We start from the raw sequence: 18,482 nt of genomic DNA, 5'->3' as shown, positions 1-18,482 counted from the left end.
CTACGCGCTGTGTCATCAGGGTTCAGCCGATTAAGGCGCGAGGATTTACTCAAGACAGCCTGCGAGGTCATCGCGGAGCAGGGATTCGGGCATACCCGGACAATTGACATCGCCAGAGCTGCCGGCGTCAGCCAGGCGCTGCTGTTCTACCACTTCGAGACGAAGGAACGCCTGTTCGCCCAGGCCTTCACCTACGCCGCCCGCCAGCACCTCAACGCGCTCGCCGACGTCGAGCAGTCCGCGGGCACGCCGCTCGACCGGCTGCGCACGCTGCTCAGGCTCTGCTCGCCGGCGATCCCCACCGAGGGATGGCGGTTGTGGATCGACGCATGGTCCGAGGCGATGCGCAACCCGGAACTCGAGGAGATCTCGCGGCGCATCGACTACCAGGGCCGCGTGCTGTTACGCGGGATCATCGAGGCCGGGGTGGCGTGCGGCGAGTTCAAGTGCGACGACCCCGACGACGCCACGTGGCGGATCATCGCGCTCGTGGACGGGCTCGCGATCCAGACGCACGTGCACGCCAAGGTGCTGTCCAGGCGCCGGGTGAACGTGCTGATCCGGACGGCCGCCGCGGCCGAGCTCGGGATATCCGCCGAAAAGCTGTGAATCTCCCCTTCCGGCGCTATTGGATGCTCCGTACAATTAGGGGGCGAGGAGAGGAGCATGCGATGGCATCGGCACCGCGCTCTACCGTCGCCCGCGAACGCGACCAGCAGGTCGCCGGCAGGGGCGCCTACCACGCGGTCATCGAACGCCTCTCGAAGGCGTCGGTCGACAAGCACTGGGAGCCGTACCGGGACATCCCGTGGGACGACCCCGAGTTCCTCGTGGACCCGGCCGACCCGCGCTGGGAGCTGCCCGAGGTCGACAAGCTGGGCGGCCACCCGTGGTACCGCAGCCGCCCGCCCGAGGTGCGCGCGGCGATCGGGCTGTGGCGGGTGGCCACGGCCATGAAGATCGGGCTGCAGTTCGAGAACCTGCTCAAGCGCGGGCTGCTCAACTACGCCTACCGGTTGCCGAACGGGTCACCGGAGTTCCGGTACGTCTACCACGAGACCATCGAAGAGGGACATCACGGGATGATGTTCCAGGAGTTCGTGAACCGTACCCGCATGCCGATCCGCGGGATGCCGGGGCCGCTGTCCGTGATCGCGCAGGTGGCGCCGTGGATACCGCTGGTCTCGACCGAGCTGTTCTTCGTGTTCGTGCTGGGCGGCGAGGATCCGATCGATCACGTGCAGCGCAAGGTGCTGAAGGACGGGCGGGCGCACCATCCGCTGGAAGAGACGATCATGCGGATCCACATCGCGGAGGAGGCCAGGCACATCTCCTTCGCCCGCCATTACCTGCGTAACCGGGTGCCTCGGATGCCCGCGTACCGGCGGCTCCTGCTGGGCGTGATCGCGCCGGTCATCCTGGGGGTGATGGCGCGGATCATGCTGGCCCCTCCCGGGCCGATGATCAGGCGTTTCCGGATCCCGGTCCACGTTGTCTCGGAGGTCTACCTGCGTAATCCCGCCGCCAAGCGGGAGATCCGGGACTCGGTGGCCAAGACGCGGGAGCTGTGCGAGGAGATCGGGCTGATCAACGCGTTCACCCGGCGGATCTGGCGGGCCATGGGCATTCAGCCCGCGCGGGTCAGTCGCGTGGCCGCCGGGCGAGCAGCACCTCGGTGACCACCGCCTGCTCCCACCTGCCCGCGGGGTTGGCTGCGAGCAGCGCCTTCCTGGCCGCCTCCTTGAACGGCTCCATCCGGTCGCCGAGGCGGGCGGGGGCGGTGTAGGAGAAGGAGAGCTGCAGGCCGATCACGGCGTCCAGGTCGTACGCCACGCGGTGCTCGTACATGGTGGAGTCCATGTCGCTGAACGGCGAGGTGGCCAGGGCTCCTCCTGGGGGTTGCGGGTCGGGCCGACGATCGCCACGACGCCGCCGGGCGGCAGCAGCTCGTCGTGCGGATCGACCGCGAGGACCTCGCGAGTGCGGTACTTCGCGTAGTAGGGTGCCGCGCCGCCGAACAGGTCCGTCATGAATGGGACCATATACGGGTTCGTTGTCTTCGTTGGAAGGTTCTGATCCTTGAGGCGGCTACTCACGGTCCTGCTGCTCGCCTTCGCCGCCGCCGGCGTGGCGCAGCCCGCGGCTCAGGCGCACAACGTGCTGGTCAGCAGCGATCCCAAGGACGGGGCCACGTTGTCGGCCACGCCCTCTCAGGTGACGCTGGTGTTCGACCAGGTGGTGCGCCAGGGCTACGCCCAGGTGGGCGTGACGGGCGCGGACGGGTCCTCCTGGGCGGACGGATCCGCCGTGGTGGCGGCCGAGCGGGTCACGGTGCGGGTCAAGCCGCTGCCGGCCGGGGGCTCGTACGTCGTGGGCTACCGGATCCTGTCGGCCGACGGCCACCCGGTCACCGGCAGGATCACCTTCACCCTGTCCCCCGGCGCCGCCGGCGCCCCGGCCGGCGCCGCCACCGGGCAGGCGGCCCAGGTCGCCGGCGCACAGGCCGCCGAGGCGGCCGCCAACGGCGGGGCGGGCATGGCGGTGGTGTGGATCGTGGGCGCGCTGCTGGTGCTGGCAGCGGGCACGGGCGTGGCCCTGCGCCGCTCGCGCCCGGCCACCCGGCCCGCCGCCGGCCCAGAAGGCTCTCAGCCGGATGCGGCGGAGGGCACGGCCGAAGGGGTGCGGAGGTGAGTGTCACCGCGGCTCCCATCCCCCGGCAGCGGATCGGCGGGCGGCTGGTGGCCGGAGCGTTCGGCGTGTGCGCCGTCGTCTCCGCCGTGGCGGCGAGCTCGTTCGCCGCGCAGCAGGCAGTCCCCGGCATCCCCATGCCGGGCCCGCTGGTGTCCGTCGGGCTGCCCATCGTCCGTGTGCTGCTCGACGTGTCCGCTGTCGCCGTGGTCGGGCTGAGCCTGGTGTCCAAGCTGCTCGGGTTCGACAACCCGGAGCGTACCGAGCCCGTCATGCTCAGGGTGCGGCCGCTGGCGGTGATCGCCGCCTGGGCGTGGGCGATCTGCGCGCTGCTCACCATCGTGCTCCAGACGGCCGAGCTGAACCCCGGCAGCGTGCCGACGTTCGGGATGATCGCCGCGTACGTCGAGGACGTGGGCACCGGTCAGGGCCTGCTGTTCAGCGCGGCGTGCGCGCTGGCGGCGGCCGGCATCGGGCTGATGGCGGTGCGGTTCGGCGAGAAGGTGCCCGCCGAGCTGCGGGTGATCGTGGGGCTGTTCGGACTGCTGCCCATCCCCGTCACCGGGCACGCCGTGAACTCGATCTGGCACGACCCCATCATGATCTCGATGGAGATCCACGTCATGGGCGCGGCGGCGTGGGCGGGCGGGCTGGCGGCGACGGCCGTGTTCGTGGCGCCGCACAGGGACCTGCTGGCCGTGGTGCTGCCGAGGTTCTCCAGGATCGCCACCGTGTGCCTGTTCATGGTGGGCCTGTCCGGGCTGATCAACGGGCTCGGCACGATGGCGCTCACGCCCGGCGTGACGCTTCCCGACGCGATCCTGACCAGCCACTACGGCGTGCTGGTGCTGGTCAAGACGGTGCTGGTGGTGTTGTTGGTGCCGCTGGCCGCGCACATCCGCTTCCGCCTGATGCCGGCCGTGCGCCGGGGGCAGGCCACCGCCCTGGTGGGATGGGCGGCGGCCGAGGTGGGGGTGATGGGGCTGGCCTACGGTGTGGCGGTCGCGATCACCCGGGCCTCCATCGCCTGAGGTCTGCGCTTCTCCGCGACCCACTCCACGGCCAGCCAGACCACCAGCAGGCCGAGTCCCGCCCAAAGGGCCGACGACGTGGCCGGCGGGGGCGCGCCCAGCAGCCCCTCCTGGCCCTTGAGCGCGCCGTACACGCCGCCCATGATCGTGCTCTGCGCCACCAGCGCGCCGTAGGCGGCGGCCGTCGCGCCCACCGACCCCAGCACGGCTCGTACGACAGGCATCCGCACCAGGAACACGAGGTCCACCAGGAGCCCCGCGACGACCAGGAAGAACGGCACCGCCGACGGCGGGAAGCCGGTGAACGTCAACAGCGGCCAGATCAGCGTGCGGAACCCCACGTAGGCGGCCGCCACCAGGCTCGCGCCCCCGAACCTGCCGATCATCAGCCTGGCCACCACCAGGACCGACAGCCCGGCGACCACCGCGTAGACGGGGTAGAGGTAGTCGGGCACCGGCAGCGCGAACCCCGTCATCATCGTCCGGTCCACCGGCCGCCCCATCTGGTCGGCCGCGAACTGGAGCAGGATCGGCTCGGCGTAGGTCGCGTGGTTGTCCCAGGCCCCGATCGACAGGATGCCGTACTCCTGGTGCTGCTCGGGGAAGTGCACGTTCTCCAGGAAGAACGCGAAGAACGCGCCGAGCACCACGGTCCGCTCCCTGCCCGACGGCGCGCCCATGAACCAGCCACGGATCACGCCCGCGATCATGAAGAACGTTCCGAGGTAGAGCAGGATGTGCGACGGGCTCCACGACGTGATGTCGAGCCCGTTGACGCGGTGGTTGATCAGGTCCAGCGGCACGGCGACGAGGAAGATCCCGGTGCCCCACTGGATCAGCCGGAGCGCCGCCTTGTCCACGCCGTACCCCGTGTAGCCGTGGATCACGGTCAGCGCGACGACGATGGCCGTGCCGGCGGAGTTGAGCAGGTGGGGCGGGGCTAGGTCGTCACGCAGCCACTTGAAGTGCCACGAAACGTCCCACGCCGAGCCGAGCAGCTTGAGCGTGAGCGCCACCAGCCAACCGAAATAGAGCACCCTGAACAGGTCCTGCGGCGTCTCGCGCCCCGCCTGACCCCTGGTCCAGTACGGCAGCGCCCAGGCGGCGGCCTTCTTGAACGATGCTGGAGACTTCACGGGAGTGAATCTTACGGTTCCGCGCGTTGTGCCGTTGCTGGGGCAAAGCCGGGCTATGTCATCGGAGATCCGGTCTACGCCGACGCTCGCAGGGAGTACATGAGTGGGATCTTCGGGGCGCCCTCGGGGAGCCGGTAGCCCCCTTCGCCCGCGGCAAGGGTGGCGAAGCGCCGGAAGAGGGTGTGGTCGTGCTCATGCACGAACTCCACCCGCAGTCCGGCCGCCGCCACCGCGCTGACCACCTCGCCCAGACCGTGCTGGAACTGCACGGAGGTCTGGTGCTCGAGGACCTCGTTGCCGGTGTAGGTGTACGGGAACTCCCAGACGTGGGGCCCTTTCGCGAAGTAGTCGTGGGTGACGGTGGTGCCCGTCTCGTCGTCCATGACGTCGGCGAACGGGTGAAACTCTGCGACATAGAGAAATCCGCCCGGCTTGAGAAGACGGGCGGCGGTTTCGGCCCAACGGGTGAGGTCAGGCAGCCACACCAGCGCGCCGATGCCGGTGTAGACGATGTCGAACGTGGCCCCGCCGAGCGCCTCGGCCGCGTCGTACACGTCCGCGGCGACGAACTCGGCGGGGATGCCGCAGTCGGCGGCGATGCCCCTGGCCTGCTCGATGGCGGCGTCCGAGAAGTCGAGGCCGGTCACCTCGGCGCCGAGCCTGGCCCAGGAGAGGGTGTCCAGGCCGAAGTGGCACTGCAGGTGCACCAGGCTGCGGCCGGACACGTCGCCGACCTCGTCCCGCTCGAACGGCCTGATGGCGATCCGGCCCGCCTTGAAGCCTTCGACGTCGTAGAAGTCACTGGCGACGTGGATCGGGACTCGCGCGTTCCAATTGGCTCTGTTGACGTCCAGGTAGTCCATGGCAGGAGCGTAGGCGGGTCCCCGATCTCACCGCCGCTGGTTTTCCGCCGGATCGCGGATCTCAGGGTTCTCTCAGGTGCGGAAAGTAGGCTCACCGCCATGAAGCGTGTGGCCGCGCTGGTGGCGGCACTCGTCCTCATCGGGGTGACGACGTGGCTGGTGTGGCCGTCGGCTCCTGAGGTGCGGGGCCAGGACCAGACAATAACCGTCGTCGACGGACCCGCCGGCGATCAACGGGTCGAGATCGATACGACCTTCTTCCCGCCGCCGGATGGCGGGAAGGCCCCAGCCGTGCTGATCGCCCACGGTTTCGGCGGCAGCAAGGAGAGCGTGCGGGAGCAGGCGATCCGCATCGCCCAGCAGGGCTACGCCGTGCTGACCTGGTCGGCGCGCGGCTTCGGCCGCTCGACCGGCGAGATCGCGCTCAACTCGCCCGACTACGAGGTCAAGGACGTCAAGCAGCTGATCGACTGGCTGGCCAAGCGGCCGGAGGTCCAGCTCGACGCCTCGGGTGACCCGCGCGTCGGCATCGCGGGCGGCTCGTACGGCGGCGCCATCGCGCTGATGACGGCGGCCCTCGACCACCGGGTCGACGCGATCGTGCCCCAGATCACCTGGTCCGACCTGGCCGACGCGCTCTTCCCCAACGCGGCCACCCCCACCGGCGCCACGACCGCCGAGAGCGGCGTCTTCAAGCGCATGTGGGCAGGCATCTTCTTCGGCCAGGGCGTCTCTCTGGACTCCTTCGCGCTGCAGGGCCGGCGGCAGGCGGCCGCCGGGCCGTTGACCGCCGAGCAGGCGCGCTGCGGCAGGTTCCTGCCCGCCATCTGCGACATCTACCAGCAGGTCGCCAAGGACGGCAGGGCCACGCCCGAGGCCGTCGCCCTCCTGCGCAAGTCGAGCCCGATCACCGTGGCCGGCCAGATCAAGGCGCCGACCCTGCTCATCCAGGGCCAGCGCGACTCGCTGTTCCCCTTGAGCCACGCCGACGCCACCGCCAAGGCGATCGCCGCGGCGGGCACCCCGGTGAGCCTGGCCTGGTTCGACGGCGGGCACGACGGCGGCAACGGCGAGGCGGACTGGGTGTCCGAGCAGTACTCGGCCTGGTTCGCCCGCTACCTGAAGGGCGACGAATCGGCGCCGGCGGTGAGCGCGTTCACGGTCACTCGTGACGGCGGCCGCGACCCCGGCACCCGCCAGCGCATCCGCCTGCACCCGGAGGCCGGCTCCTACCCCGGCCTGGCGGGCACCGACACCACCACAGTGCAGCTGAACGGCCCCGAGCAGAACATCGTCAACCCGCCGGGCGGCGCGCCCGCGTCGATCTCGACGGTGCCCGGCATCGGCGGGCTGCTGAGCGGCGGCGGGCAGGGCAACACCGGCGTGTCGATCGACATGCCGGGCCAGAGCGCCGCGTTCGAGTCGCGGACGCTCACCGCGCCGCTCCAGCTCACCGGCAGCTCCACGGTCAAGATCAGGGTGTCGGGCAAGGGCGAGGCGACGCTGTTCGCCAAGCTGTACGACGTGGCCGACAGCACCCAGCTGCCGGTCCTGCCCGCCGGGCTGGTGGCGCCGATCAGGGTGACCATCCCCGACGGCGCGGGCAGTGCGGAAGCCACGGTCACCCTGCCCGCCGTCGATCACCGCTTCGCCGTGGGCCACCGGCTCCGCCTGGTCGTGACCACGACGGACATGGGGTTCGCGACTCCTGCCGCGCCGGCCACGTACCAGGTCTCGCTGGCCTCCCCCGCGCTCAGCGTCCCGACGGTGCGCACGCTCGCGGCTCCCCCGACCGGGGTGGTGTGGTGGGTGTGGGCCATGCCGCTGGCCGCCGTGATCGTCGCCGCCGTCCTGCTGGCCACGGGCCGCCGGACCCCGTCCCGCGCCCCGGCCGCGCACGACGCCCCCAGCCCCGCTCTCAACGGGGAGTCGCATGCCGACGCGGCCGTCGCCGTCGTGGACGGGCAGCCGCTGCCGAGCCAGGCCGGCGGCAAGGACGTCCCGCTGGAGATCACCGGGCTGACCAAGGCGTACCGGAACGGGGAGCTGGCCGTCGACGGGCTGTCGTTCCGGGTCGAGCAGGGCCAGGTCCTGGGCCTGCTCGGGCCGAACGGCGCGGGCAAGACGACCACGATGCGCATGATGATGGGCCTCATCCAGCCGGACGGCGGCGAGATCCGGATCTTCGGTGACCTGGTCACGCCCGGGGCGCCCGTGCTGTCCAGGCTGGGGTCGTTCGTCGAGGGGCCGGGCTTCCTGCCGCACCTGTCCGGGCGCGACAACCTGGAGCTGTACTGGGCCGCCACCGGACGACCGGCCGCCGACGCGCACTTCGACGAGGCGCTGGAGATCGCCGGTCTGGGCAAGGCCCTGGAGCGGGCGGTGCGCACGTACTCCCAGGGCATGCGCCAGCGGCTCGCCATCGCGCAGGCCATGCTCGGCCTGCCGGACCTGCTGGTGCTCGACGAGCCCACGAACGGACTCGACCCGCCCCAGATCCGGGAGATGCGCGAGGTGCTCAAACGCTACGCGCGCGACGGACGTACCGTGATCGTCTCCAGCCACATGCTGGCCGAGGTGGAGCAGACCTGCAGCCACGTCGTGGTCATGCACCGGGGCCGGCTGGTCTCCACCGGCCCGGTGTCGAGGCTGCTCACATCGGCCGCCGTCACCGGGAACGGGCACGGGCCGCGCCTGGAAGACGTGTTCCTCGACCTCATCGGAGACAAGTCATGACCGCAGCCACGGGCTATGCGGCCCACCGCACGCTGCCGCTGCGCGTGGAGATCGTCAGGCAGTTCAAGCGGCGGCGGACGATGGTCATGTTCGGGCTGCTGCTGGCGCTGCCGTGGATCCTGGTGATCGCGTTCCAGTTCGGGCCGCAGTCCAGCGGGCAGGGGCAGTCGTCGCTGCGCATCTCCGACCTGGCGACCCAGAGCGGCCTGAACTTCGCCGCGTTCGCCCTGTCGGTGTCGGCCAGTTTCCTGCTGGTGGTGGCGGTGGCGCTGTTCTGCGGCGACACCGTGGCCAGCGAGGCCAACTGGTCGTCACTGCGCTACCTGCTGGCCGCGCCGGTCCCCCGCGACCGGTTGCTGCGGCAGAAGCTGATCGTGGCGCTGGGCTACTCGGCCGCCGCCGTGATCTGCCTGCCGCTGATGGCGCTGCTCGCGGGCACGCTGGCCTTCGGCTGGAACGACATCCAGGTCCCCGGCACGGGCGAGACGATCCCGGCGCTGGACGTGCTGCCCCGCTTCGGCATCGTCATCGGGTACGCCCTGGTCAGCCAGCTCGTGGTGGCCGCACTCGCCTTCCTCGTCTCCACCATGACCGACTCCCCGCTGGGCGCGGTGGGCGGCGCGGTGGGCCTCTGGATCGTCTCCAACATCCTGCAGGCCGTGGAGGCGCTCGGGGGGCTGCGCGAGTTCCTGCCCACGTTCTGGAACAACGCCTGGCTCGACGCCCTGGCGCCGGAGCTGGACTGGAGCGGCATGGCCAAGGGGGCCTCGGTGTCGATCACGTACGCGGCCATCCTCATCGCGGTCGCGTTCCGGCGGTTCCGGCGCAAGGACGTGGTGAGCTAGGCCCAGTCGAACGCCCTGGTCACGGCCTTCTTCCAGCCCGCGTACGCCTGCTGCCGCCGCTCCTCGTCCCACAAGGGCTCCCACCGGCGGTCCTCCGCCCAGTGCGCCCGCAGCTCCGAGATGTCCCTCCAGTAACCGGCGGCGAGCCCGGCGGCGTACGCGGCCCCGAGCGCGGTGGTCTCGGCGACGACCGGGCGGCTGACCGGCACGCCGAGGATGTCGGACTGGAGCTGCATGCACAGGTCGCTCGCGGTGACCCCGCCGTCCACCTTGAGCACGTCCAGGACGACCCCCGAGTCCCGCTGCATCGCCTCCACGACGTCGCGGCTCTGGAAGCAGATGGCCTCCAGGGTGGCCCTGGCGAGGTGGGCGTCGTTGTTGTAGCGCGACAGACCGACGATGGCGCCGCGGGCGTCGGCGCGCCAGTACGGGGCGAACAGGCCGGAGAACGCCGGCACGAAATACATCCCGCCGGAGTCCTCCACCTGCCGGGCGAGGGTCTCGATCTGGGCCGCGGAGGTGATCAGGTGGAGCTGGTCGCGCAGCCACTGCACCGCCGAGCCGGTCACCGCGATCGACCCTTCGAGCGCGAACACGGCGGGCTGGTCGCCGAACTTGTAGGCCACCGTGGTCAGCAGGCCGCTCTGTGAGCGCACGCGGGTGGTGCCGGTGTTGAGCAGCAGGAAGTTGCCGGTGCCGTAGGTGTTCTTGGCCTCGCCGGGCGAGAAGCAGACCTGGCCGACGGTGGCCGCCTGCTGGTCGCCGAGGATCGCGTTGATCGGCACCTCGCCGCCGACCGGCCCGTACGGGATCGTGGTCCCGTACGCGGCGGGGTCGGACGACGGCCGGATCTCGGGCAACATCGGCCGCGGGATCCCGAAGAACGACAGCAGCTCGTCGTCCCAGTCCAGGGTCTCCAGGTCCATGAGCATCGTGCGGCTGGCGTTGGTCACGTCCGTGATGTGCACGCCGCCGTTGACGCCGCCGGTGAGGTGCCACAGGGTCCACGTGTCGGTGTTGCCGAAGACGGCCTCGCCGCGCTCCGCCGCCTCGCGGACGCCGTCCACGTTCTCCAGGATCCACTGGATCTTGCCGCCGGAGAAGTACGCCTCGGGCCGCAGCCCCGTCCTGTCGCGGATGACGTCCCCCCGGCCGTCCCGATCCAGCGCGGCGGCGATCCGGTCGGTGCGGGTGTCCTGCCACACGATCGCGTTGTAGTACGGGCGGCCGGTGCGCCGGTTCCAGACGACGGTGGTCTCACGCTGGTTCGTGAGGCCCAGCGCGGTGAGGTCCTTGGCGTGCAGCCCGGCGCGGTGGAGCGCGGTCTGGATCACGGCGGTGGTACGGGTCCAGATCTCGATCGGGTTGTGCTCCACCCAGCCGGCCTCCGGCATTATCTGCTGGTGCTCGAGCTGGAACTTGGCGACCTCGCCGCCGTCGTGATCGAAGATCATGAAGCGGGTGCTGGTGGTGCCCTGGTCGACGGCCCCCACGAACTCGGGCATGGTGTTCTCCCTCTCACTCGTCCATCGGGGTGACGACGCCAAGCTCCTCGCTCGGCGGGAGGAACCGGGCGATGAGCAGCTGGTAGCAACCGGCCCCGATGACCCCGCCGATCAGCGGGCCCACGATCGGCACCCAGAAGTACAGGCCGCCGTACTGATCTCGCCACGCGCCGCCGTACCCGGTGATGAAGCTCGCCAGGCGCGGCCCGAAGTCGCGGGCCGGGTTGATCGCGTAGCCCGCGTCGGCGCCGAAGGCCATGCCGATCCCGACGATGAGCAGCCCGATGACAACGGGCCCCAGGTTGGCGCTGGGGGCCATGTTGGCGGTGTCGGACACGGCGAAGATGACGAACAGCAGGATCGCGGTGCCGACGATCTGGTCGCGCAGCGCGCCCAGCTGGCTCACCGGCAGGCTGCCGTTGCCGGGCAGGGTCGAGAAGACGCCCTGGGTCTTGATCGTGTGCCCGGGGTCGGCCATGCTCAGGACCTCGGTGTAGTTCCACCGCACGATGAGCGCGGCGATGAACGCCCCCGCCGTCTGCGCGAGCGCGTACGGGGCGACCTTGCGCCACCCGAACCCGCGGAAGATCGCGAACCCGAGCGTGACGGCCGGGTTGAGGTGCGCGCCCGTGGTCCGGCCCGCCACGTAGACGCCGAGCGCCACCCCGATCCCCCACGCCCACGCGATGCTGTCGTGGTCACCGAGCTTGGCGGCGACCACCTGCGCGACCACGCCGACGCCGAACAGGATGAGCACCATCGTCCCGGCGAACTCAGCAATCAGCTCGCCGGCCAGCCCCATCCGGTTGTGACGTTCGGCCACCGGTCCTCCCTGCGCACCTGATCGTTGTGTGCCATTCCCGATTTTCCGGGAACGCATACTGCTCGTGCGCTATACGTCACGCAAAGTGACGAGCGAAGGTCACCAGGCTCGTTCTCGGGCCGTTGTAACCGGGGACGGGCTCGCCGGCCTCGAACCCCATGCTGCGATGGAACGCGATGGACGTCCGGTTGACGGGTGCGGTGATGGCTTTCACGACGCGCCGGTCGTGCCGGCGGGCCAGCTCGAAGAAGCGCTCGTACATGGTGCGGGCCAGGCCGCCGTTCCTGGCCTCGGGCGAGACGCCGACGAAGTGGATGTACGCCTCGTCGGGCACGGACGGGGAGAGGAAGCCGATCAGGAAGCCCGCCATGCCCGCTGGGCCTTCCGCGATCAGGCTGGTCTGGTGGAAGTGGTCGAGGAAGAGCCTGGGCAGGGAGGGCAGGACCGGACGGCCCCACCATTCGTCCACGACGGCGGCGATGGGGTCGTAGTCGGCGGGGGTGGCGGTGCGGAGCTCATATTCGTGCGGTTGTATCACGATCGTCCGAGTCTAGCCGCCGATCTGGCTTGCGCTTCGGAGAGCGTCTCATCTGAACGTCGGGATCAGCCCTGGCCTCCGAGCCGGGCGTAGGCCGCGGGCGGCATGCCGACGGCCGCGGTGAAGTCGCGGGTCAAGTGAGCCTGGTCGGTGTAGCCGAGCTCGGCGGCCAGCGTGGCGAGGCCGAGGCCCTGGTAGACCCGCTCGGCGGCCTCGTGCAGCCGGAAGCGGCGGATCACCCACTTGGGGCCGATGCCGACGTAGTCCCGGAACAGCCGCTGCAGCGAGCGCATCGACCGCCCCGATCTGGCGGCCAGCTCGTCGACCCTGGTCACGGACACGTCGCTCTCCGCCAGCGCCACCAGTGCCGCGGCCTCTTCCGCCAGCGGGTCCCGATCCGGCCCCAGACCCGCCAGGAACCTGTCGACGAGCGCGATGGCGGCCCGGGCGTCGGGCTCGGTCAGGACCTGCTCGACCAGGGTCGCGCCCGCCGCGCCGAACATCTCGCCGATCTCCACGAAGCGGCCGGTCAGCTGGGACACCGGACCGCCGAGGAACGGCCGGAAGCCGCCGGGGCTGAAGCGCGTGCCGAGCGCGCGGCCGCTGCCCCGCATCGTGTAGGAGAACCCGCCCTTGATCACTCCAGCGATCTGGTGAAAGTCCTGGACGATCGTCATGTTCACGGTGGGGTGCGAGACGATGCGCTGTTCGTACGGCTCGGCGAGGTCGGTCCACGTGACGACCCAGAAGTGATCCACAAACGGCGAGAGCTCGGGCGACGGGGCCTGCCGGAGGAAATCGAAGGCCTTGAGCCCCGCGTACGGGTTGACCCAGCCGCGCTGTCGCGTTTCTACAAGCCGCCCCTCGGGCAGGCGGGGCACGATGGCTGCCATGGAAGACATGATGCCGCTGATGACACGTGCCACCGAACGGACCGCGGGACTGGTGCGCGCGGTGCGGCAGGAGCAGTTCGGGTTCTCGACGCCGTGCGCCAAGTTCGACGTCAAGGACCTGATCAACCACCTCGAGTGGGTGGCGGAGATGTTCGAGTCGCTGGGTCGCGGGGGGCCACGGCTTGAGCAGGGACCTTACGCGGGCGACTTCCCCGAGCGGGCGGAGCGCATGCTGGCCGCCTGGTCACGGCCCGAGGCATGGGAGGGGACCAGCCCCGCCATGGGCCTGCCGATGACCGCGCTGGCCCACATGTACCTCGTCGACATGGTCGTGCACGGCTGGGACCTGGCCAGAGCCACCGGCCAGAAGTACGAACCGGACCCTGAGTCCCTCTCGCGGGCGTGGCATTTCACTGAGCAGATGGTGGAGATGGGCAGGCAGCGCGGCGCCTTCGGGCCGCCGGTGGCGGTGCCGGACGGCGCCCCGCAGTTCGACCGCCTGCTCGGCGTCATCGGCCGGGATCCGGCCTGGACACCCTGACCCGGCCCTTACTCAGGCCCAGTGCGGGGGCTTGTTGTCGAGGTAGAAGGCGTCGGGGTCGCTCTCGCGCCAGTCGCCCCAGCCCTCGTCCGTGTCGTCCGCCGTCTGGTCCGGTAGAAAATCCTTCACGCCCAACATGCTACCCAGGCGTACAAACCTGCACCTAGCGTGTTCACAGGTCCAAAGACAGGCGGGACCTGCGGCGGTACGATGCGAAGGCAGGTGTCGCCTACCCCCCGTGAGGCTGCCCATGGCCACCCCGACAGGCTGGCGGCGAGAAGGCAATCTACCGGCGGAGCTGACCAGCTTCATAGGCCGGAAGCGCCTCCTCGCCACCCTCAAACGGCACCTCAGCGAGTCTCGCCTGGTGACCGTGACGGGCATCGGGGGTGTCGGCAAGTCGCGCACGGTGTTGCGGCTGGCGCATCAGGTGCGGTCGCACTATCCCGACGGCGTGTGGTTCGCCGATCTCGGGCGGTTGCAGGACGCGGGCATGGTCAGGCAGACCATCGCCTCCGCGCTCGGCATCGCCGACCAGTCCTCGCGTGCGGAGTCCGAGTCGCTGGCGGAGTGGGTCGGCGAGCGCGACATGCTGCTGATCATCGACACCTGCGAGCACCTGGTGACCGGGTGCGCCGAGCTGGTGCACGAGCTGCTGGAGGCGGCGCCCAATCTGAAGGTGCTGGCCACCAGCCGGCAGTCGCTCAACCTGCCGTACGAGCACGTGGTGCCGGTGCCGCCCCTCCAGGTGCCCGGCGACGATCCGGTGGAGAACATTTTCACCAACGAGGCCGTCCAGTTGTTCGCTGCCCGGGCCGGGGCCAGCGTGGCCGACTTCACGCTCGACGAGGAGAACATCGGCGCCGTCGCCGAGTTGTGCCGGCGGCTCGACGGCATCCCGCTCGCGATCGAGCTGGCCGCCGTGCGGCTGCGCGCGCTGTCCGTGGAGCAGATCCTCGGGCTGCTGACCGATCGGTTCAGCCTGCTGGCGGGCGCGAGCCGGACGGCCCTGCCCCGGCACCAGACGCTGCGCGCGGCCATCGGGTGGAGTCACGAGCTGTGCGAGCCCGCGGAGCGGCTGCTGTGGGCGCGGCTGTCGGTGTTCGCGGGCGACTTCGAGCTGGACGCGGCCCGGTTCGTCTGCTCCGACGGGCGCCTGTCCGCCGAGCGCATCACCGAGCTCGTCGGCAACCTGGTCGAGAAGTCCATCCTGCTGATCAGGAACAACGAAGCCGGCCTGCGCTACAAGCTGATCGACACCCTGGCCGAGTACGGCGAGGAGTGGCTCGACAAGCTCGGCCAGGCCGAGCAGATGCGCAAGCGGCACCTGGAGTACTACCTCAACCTGGCCAAGCGCGGTGAGGACGCCTGGTCAGGGCCACGGCAGATCTACTGGTTCGTCCGCATGCGCCAGGAGCACCACAACGTCCGGATCGCGCTCGAATACGCACTGAAGACGCCAGGCAAGGAGCCGCTGGCGCTGACGCTGCTTTCGTCGCTCTGGTTCATGTGGGTCTGCTGCGGGTTCGCCCGCGAGGGGCGGCTCTACCTGGAGCGGGCGCTGGAGGCCAACCCCGGCCCGAGCAGGGAGCGGTGCAAGGCTCTCTGGGTGCTCGCCTACATCCGCAACTCCCAGGGCGACAGCGTCGGCGGCCAGGCGGCGGCGGAGGCCTGCAGCTCCGAGGCCGTCCAGGTGGGCGACTCCCGGGCGGTGATCCTGGCCTCCAAGATGCAGGGCACCGCGGCCATGCTCCAGGGCGACATGCAGAAGGCCAGCGCGCTGCTGGGCGTGGCGATCGAGTTCAACACCGACAACAAGGAGCTCAACCCCGGCCTGCTGCCCGCCATCGTCGAGTTGTCCGTCGTGCTGACCGCGCAGGGGGAGTTCTACGAGGCCGAGTCTCTGCTGCAGGACTGCCTGCTGGTGTGCAGGGAGCGCGGCGAGCTCTGGCTGAGCTCGCACGCGCAGTGGGCGCTGGCGGGCACCAAGCTCGCGACCAACCGGCCCGAAGAGGCACTGCAGAGCGTCAGGGAGGGGTTGCGGATCAAGCTGCACTTCCACGACACCCTCGGCACCTTGCTCGCGCTGGAGTCCGCGGCACGGATCTTCGTGACCCTGGACCGGCTGCCGCTGGCCGCCCTGCTGCTGGGGGCGTTGCAGCAGAATTGGAGATCGGCCGGCCTGCCGCAGTTGGGCGCGCCGTTCCTGTCCGACGACCATAACGCGTGCATCAGAGAGTGCGTGCGGCGGATGGGTGAGCTCGCCTACAAGAGCGCCTTCGAAGAGGGCGCCCGGTTTGACCTCGAGGAGGCGTCCTCGCTCGCGCTGGGCGAGCTGGACGCCCTCGACAATGGCTGATCTCGAACCTCAGACGGCCTCCGGCCAGCAGGTGTCGTCTGGCCAGGCGTGCACGAAGCGTGCGCTGCCGAATGAGAATTCGATGTGGCCGCGGACCCAGTGTTCGAGACCGCGTACGTAGTTGAGCACCGGCGGCGGAGCCCACCTCTCCACCGCCGCGCGCCGGTCGACGAACGCGGCGATCGCCTCGTCGTGCATCCGGGCGACCTCGAGCAGCGCGGCCTGCAGGGAGAGCGACTTGTGGGTCGCCAACACGGTCACGAGGTTGTGCCGGGCCTTGTCGGTGCGGCGCTCCTTGGCGTACGAGAGCAGGTCGTTGTCCCAGCCGACGAGGTCGCATGCCAGATCGGAGAGCGTGCGCACGTCGGGGTGGTACCAGTCCCCGGTCTCGATCCGGTAGCCGCCGCCGATGTCGATGAGCGCGAAGCAGGTGTACGTGGCGCCGGTGGTGCGGCGCATCAGTAGATAGTCCTCAGGGGTCGGGATCAGGTCGGCCTCGCGGTTCGCCGCCTCCCAGATCTGGGCGAACAGGTACTCCTTCACCGCGCTCCGCCACCGGTCCAGCTGTTCGGGGGTGGCTATCGCGGAGATGCGGTCCAAGAGCTGCTTGAGGGCGAGGCCGAACGCGTCGCCAGGCTCTGGTTCCCTGTTGCCGTCGAGGCTCTCCAGAAGCGACGGCAGCGCGCGGGCGACCGCGGCGGCGCGATGCCCCATGAGCTCGCTCTCGCAGAACCCGTCGTCGAAGGCCCAGAGCCAGAAGTACCAGTCGGTGATCAGCCGGAGACTGTCGCGCGGCACGGTGGGGTTGGTCCGTGCGGGGAGGAGGCCGAGTTCCGAGCGGCTGAAGTGCTCGATGGAGTCGGCGCCGGGGAGCATGTTTGAGGCGGCCACCCATGCCTGACTCTCCGCAGTGACCTCCGCTGCATGGGCGTTGATCTCATTGGGGAACGGGCATGGCAGCGGAGGGATGTGGAGTGGTCGCCTACTGAAGGGATGCGCAGAATTAACCACATCCTCAGCATGACTACAGACCGCTCGTAAGGCCACACTCGACAACTTCTACGCCTTAAAAGCTTATTTCACATTATGAATCACGATGCCGTGAACCATTGGATAAACTGGTCATTCGCGAACATTCGCGCCGTGTCCAAAGCCGGCGGCGTGCCCGCGTCCGGGTCGGCGCCCCCGTCCAGCAACGCTCTGACCACTGCGGATTCCTTCTTGAAGACCGCGCCCGCGCGCGGCGTCTGCCCGCGGTCGTTGACCCGATGGGGATCGGCGCCGCATGTGACAAGCATGCGTACAGTCTCGGCGTGACCGTAATAAGCCGCCAGCATCAGCAAAGTGTCACCTTTGCCGTTGGTCAGGTTGACCGGCACCCCGGCCTCGACATGCGCGCGCAGCGTCTCGGTGTCGCCCGCCCTGGCCAGGTCGAACATCCTGGGCGCGGACTCGTCGAGTTCCGGGTCCCTGGCCATGCGTCCCATTGTGCCTCGATAGGGTGCCGTGCACGGAATCGTTCCCGCCCCTCCGACGCGGAATCGTTCCGCCCCGCCGTAGGTTCTGGAGATGAGTACCTAGGGAAAGGCTGTCCAACTGTGTTCGACCCGAAGGATCTCTACAAGCTCGCAGACGACGCGCCCGAGCTACCAGATCCGGTGTTGCTGTACCACTTCGACGGTTTTGTCGACGCGGGGAGCGCCGGACGTCTCGCGCTGGGCCACGTGCTGGCCGAGCTGGAGCACCGGGTCGTGGCGACGTTCGACGTGGACCGGCTGCTCGACTACCGGTCCCGCCGGCCCATCATGACCTTCGACACCGACCGGTGGGTCGAGTGCGAGAGCCCGGAGTTGGCCGTTTACGTCGCGAAGGACTCCACAGGGACGGAGTTCCTGGTGATGAACGGGCCCGAGCCCGACCGGGAGTGGGAGCTGTTCACCAAGGCTGTGTCGGATCTGGTGGCGCGGTTGCACGTGAGCAAGCTGGTGACGCTGCACGGCATCCCCATGGCGGTCCCGCACACGCGGCCGCTCGGCATCACGATGCACGCCAGCCGACCCGAGCTGATCAACTCCCAGACGAGCGCCTTCGGGCGCGTCCAGGTGCCGGGGAGCGTGGCGGCGCTGCTGGAGCTGCGGCTGGGGGCGCAGGGGCACGACGCGCTGGGGTACGCGATCCACGTGCCGCACTACCTGTCGCAGGCCGAATACCCGACCGCCGCCGTGACCGGCCTGGAGGCGGTGACCAGGGGGACGGGCCTGGTGTTCCCGATGGACTCGCTGCGCGACGCGGCCCGCCGTACGACGACGGAGATCGAGGAGCAGATCACCGCCTCCACGGAGCTGTCCACGGCGATCAAGGGGCTGGAGCAGCAGTACGACGCGTTCGCAGCGGGCTCCGAGCGCGAGAACCTGATGGCCGAGACCACCCCGATGCCCACGGGCGACGAGCTCGCCGCCCAGTTCGAGCGCTTCCTCGCCGAGCGCGACGAGGACTGAACCCCGAGCGGGCTGGATAGCCTGAG

The 18,482-nt window shown here is 69.9% G+C and carries 19 protein-coding genes; 9 read left to right on the top strand and 10 right to left on the bottom strand.

Annotated elements, in window-relative coordinates; translation table 11 throughout:
• The first annotated feature begins 9 nt into the window (after nucleotides 1-9).
• Both ABN273_RS25240 and ABN273_RS25235 read left to right on the top strand, forming a co-directional pair.
• Nucleotides 10-609 carry a TetR/AcrR family transcriptional regulator gene (locus ABN273_RS25240; protein WP_349451474.1) on the top strand — a complete coding sequence of 200 codons (600 nt, stop codon included), beginning with the start codon at nucleotides 10-12 and terminating at the stop codon, nucleotides 607-609.
• A gap of 62 nt (nucleotides 610-671) precedes the next feature.
• The gene (locus ABN273_RS25235) at nucleotides 672-1,679 is read left to right on the top strand and encodes an AurF N-oxygenase family protein (protein WP_349451473.1); all 1,008 of its coding nucleotides are present in this window, start codon (nucleotides 672-674) and stop codon (nucleotides 1,677-1,679) included.
• Here ABN273_RS25235 and ABN273_RS25230 read toward each other — a convergent pair.
• Complete coding sequence (locus ABN273_RS25230) at nucleotides 1,642-1,848, bottom strand: hypothetical protein (RefSeq protein WP_349451472.1); 207 nt, start codon at nucleotides 1,846-1,848, stop codon at nucleotides 1,642-1,644. The two genes, ABN273_RS25235 and ABN273_RS25230, sit on opposite strands and share 38 nt — an antisense overlap.
• The gene (locus ABN273_RS25225) at nucleotides 1,809-2,030 is read right to left on the bottom strand and encodes a hypothetical protein (protein ID WP_349451471.1); all 222 of its coding nucleotides are present in this window, start codon (nucleotides 2,028-2,030) and stop codon (nucleotides 1,809-1,811) included. The genes ABN273_RS25230 and ABN273_RS25225 overlap by 40 nt, the downstream gene beginning before the upstream one ends.
• 49 nt (nucleotides 2,031-2,079) lie before the next feature.
• On the opposite strand from ABN273_RS25225, the gene ABN273_RS25220 reads away from it, so the two are divergent.
• On the top strand, nucleotides 2,080-2,691 hold the full coding sequence (locus ABN273_RS25220; protein WP_349451470.1) for a copper resistance CopC family protein: 612 nt from the start codon (nucleotides 2,080-2,082) through the stop codon (nucleotides 2,689-2,691).
• A complete protein-coding gene (locus ABN273_RS25215) occupies nucleotides 2,688-3,719 on the top strand; it encodes a CopD family protein (protein ID WP_349451469.1) in 1,032 nt (343 codons plus the stop codon). Before ABN273_RS25220 ends, ABN273_RS25215 begins: the two co-directional genes overlap by 4 nt.
• Here ABN273_RS25215 and ABN273_RS25210 read toward each other — a convergent pair.
• Nucleotides 3,677-4,855, bottom strand: a complete 1,179-nt coding sequence (locus ABN273_RS25210; protein WP_349451468.1) for a hypothetical protein — start codon at nucleotides 4,853-4,855, stop codon at nucleotides 3,677-3,679. The two genes, ABN273_RS25215 and ABN273_RS25210, sit on opposite strands and share 43 nt — an antisense overlap.
• A gap of 74 nt (nucleotides 4,856-4,929) precedes the next feature.
• Entirely contained in the window at nucleotides 4,930-5,718 is a 789-nt protein-coding gene (locus tag ABN273_RS25205) for a class I SAM-dependent methyltransferase (protein WP_349451467.1), read from the bottom strand.
• Between the two features lie 99 nt (nucleotides 5,719-5,817).
• Between ABN273_RS25205 and ABN273_RS25200 the strand changes: the two genes are divergently transcribed.
• Together ABN273_RS25200 and ABN273_RS25195 are read left to right on the top strand one after the other, a co-directional pair.
• Entirely contained in the window at nucleotides 5,818-8,454 is a 2,637-nt protein-coding gene (locus ABN273_RS25200; RefSeq protein WP_349451466.1) for a CocE/NonD family hydrolase, read from the top strand.
• Nucleotides 8,451-9,299 (top strand): ABC transporter permease, encoded by an 849-nt coding sequence (locus ABN273_RS25195; RefSeq protein WP_349451465.1) that lies wholly within the window; start codon nucleotides 8,451-8,453, stop codon nucleotides 9,297-9,299. Before ABN273_RS25200 ends, ABN273_RS25195 begins: the two co-directional genes overlap by 4 nt.
• Here ABN273_RS25195 and glpK read toward each other — a convergent pair.
• From glpK to ABN273_RS25175, 4 genes are all read right to left on the bottom strand, one after another.
• A complete protein-coding gene (gene glpK / locus ABN273_RS25190) occupies nucleotides 9,296-10,804 on the bottom strand; it encodes a glycerol kinase GlpK (protein WP_349451464.1) in 1,509 nt (502 codons plus the stop codon). The two genes, ABN273_RS25195 and glpK, sit on opposite strands and share 4 nt — an antisense overlap.
• 13 nt (nucleotides 10,805-10,817) lie before the next feature.
• Complete coding sequence (locus tag ABN273_RS25185; RefSeq protein WP_349451463.1) at nucleotides 10,818-11,627, bottom strand: MIP/aquaporin family protein; 810 nt, start codon at nucleotides 11,625-11,627, stop codon at nucleotides 10,818-10,820.
• A 76-nt stretch (nucleotides 11,628-11,703) separates the two neighbouring features.
• On the bottom strand, nucleotides 11,704-12,165 hold the full coding sequence (locus tag ABN273_RS25180; protein WP_349451462.1) for a GNAT family N-acetyltransferase: 462 nt from the start codon (nucleotides 12,163-12,165) through the stop codon (nucleotides 11,704-11,706).
• Between the two features lie 65 nt (nucleotides 12,166-12,230).
• Nucleotides 12,231-13,058, bottom strand: coding sequence for a DUF6597 domain-containing transcriptional factor (locus tag ABN273_RS25175; protein ID WP_349451461.1), 828 nt, complete (start codon nucleotides 13,056-13,058; stop codon nucleotides 12,231-12,233).
• A gap of 19 nt (nucleotides 13,059-13,077) precedes the next feature.
• Here ABN273_RS25175 and ABN273_RS25170 point away from each other — a divergent pair, with 19 nt between their 5' ends.
• Together ABN273_RS25170 and ABN273_RS25165 are read left to right on the top strand one after the other, a co-directional pair.
• Nucleotides 13,078-13,599 carry a TIGR03086 family metal-binding protein gene (locus ABN273_RS25170; protein WP_349451460.1) on the top strand — a complete coding sequence of 174 codons (522 nt, stop codon included), beginning with the start codon at nucleotides 13,078-13,080 and terminating at the stop codon, nucleotides 13,597-13,599.
• Between the two features lie 238 nt (nucleotides 13,600-13,837).
• Nucleotides 13,838-15,958, top strand: coding sequence for an ATP-binding protein (locus ABN273_RS25165; protein ID WP_349451459.1), 2,121 nt, complete (start codon nucleotides 13,838-13,840; stop codon nucleotides 15,956-15,958).
• Nucleotides 15,959-15,967: 9 nt separating this feature from the next.
• On the opposite strand, the gene ABN273_RS25160 is transcribed toward ABN273_RS25165, so the two are convergent.
• Together ABN273_RS25160 and ABN273_RS25155 are read right to left on the bottom strand one after the other, a co-directional pair.
• Nucleotides 15,968-16,849, bottom strand: a complete 882-nt coding sequence (locus ABN273_RS25160) for a terpene synthase family protein (RefSeq protein ID WP_349451458.1) — start codon at nucleotides 16,847-16,849, stop codon at nucleotides 15,968-15,970.
• 200 nt (nucleotides 16,850-17,049) lie between these two features.
• Nucleotides 17,050-17,445: an ankyrin repeat domain-containing protein gene (locus ABN273_RS25155; RefSeq protein WP_502911128.1), complete on the bottom strand. Its 396-nt coding sequence runs from the start codon at nucleotides 17,443-17,445 to the stop codon at nucleotides 17,050-17,052.
• Nucleotides 17,446-17,556: 111 nt separating this feature from the next.
• Here ABN273_RS25155 and ABN273_RS25150 point away from each other — a divergent pair, with 111 nt between their 5' ends.
• Nucleotides 17,557-18,456, top strand: a complete 900-nt coding sequence (locus ABN273_RS25150) for a proteasome assembly chaperone family protein (protein WP_349451456.1) — start codon at nucleotides 17,557-17,559, stop codon at nucleotides 18,454-18,456.
• Nucleotides 18,457-18,482 lie beyond the last annotated feature (26 nt).

The organism is Nonomuraea sp. B19D2, assembly GCF_040137845.1.
GTDB lineage: Bacteria > Actinomycetota > Actinomycetes > Streptosporangiales > Streptosporangiaceae > Nonomuraea.
This window is presented reverse-complemented; position numbering and strand designations above follow the sequence as displayed.

What these genes read in the sequence shown, in the direction of transcription:
- ABN273_RS25235 (WP_349451473.1), top strand. Translation starts at nt 672, where the DNA reads ATGGCATCGGCACCGCGCTCTACCGTCGCCCGCGAACGCGACCAGCAG.
- ABN273_RS25230 (WP_349451472.1), bottom strand. Translation starts at nt 1,848, where the DNA reads ATGTACGAGCACCGCGTGGCGTACGACCTGGACGCCGTGATCGGCCTG.
- ABN273_RS25225 (WP_349451471.1), bottom strand. Translation starts at nt 2,030, where the DNA reads ATGACGGACCTGTTCGGCGGCGCGGCACCCTACTACGCGAAGTACCGC.
- ABN273_RS25205 (WP_349451467.1), bottom strand. Translation starts at nt 5,718, where the DNA reads ATGGACTACCTGGACGTCAACAGAGCCAATTGGAACGCGCGAGTCCCG.
- ABN273_RS25200 (WP_349451466.1), top strand. Translation starts at nt 5,818, where the DNA reads ATGAAGCGTGTGGCCGCGCTGGTGGCGGCACTCGTCCTCATCGGGGTG.
- ABN273_RS25195 (WP_349451465.1), top strand. Translation starts at nt 8,451, where the DNA reads ATGACCGCAGCCACGGGCTATGCGGCCCACCGCACGCTGCCGCTGCGC.
- glpK (WP_349451464.1), bottom strand. Translation starts at nt 10,804, where the DNA reads ATGCCCGAGTTCGTGGGGGCCGTCGACCAGGGCACCACCAGCACCCGC.
- ABN273_RS25175 (WP_349451461.1), bottom strand. Translation starts at nt 13,058, where the DNA reads ATGGCAGCCATCGTGCCCCGCCTGCCCGAGGGGCGGCTTGTAGAAACG.
- ABN273_RS25170 (WP_349451460.1), top strand. Translation starts at nt 13,078, where the DNA reads ATGACACGTGCCACCGAACGGACCGCGGGACTGGTGCGCGCGGTGCGG.
- ABN273_RS25155 (WP_502911128.1), bottom strand. Translation starts at nt 17,445, where the DNA reads ATGGGACGCATGGCCAGGGACCCGGAACTCGACGAGTCCGCGCCCAGG.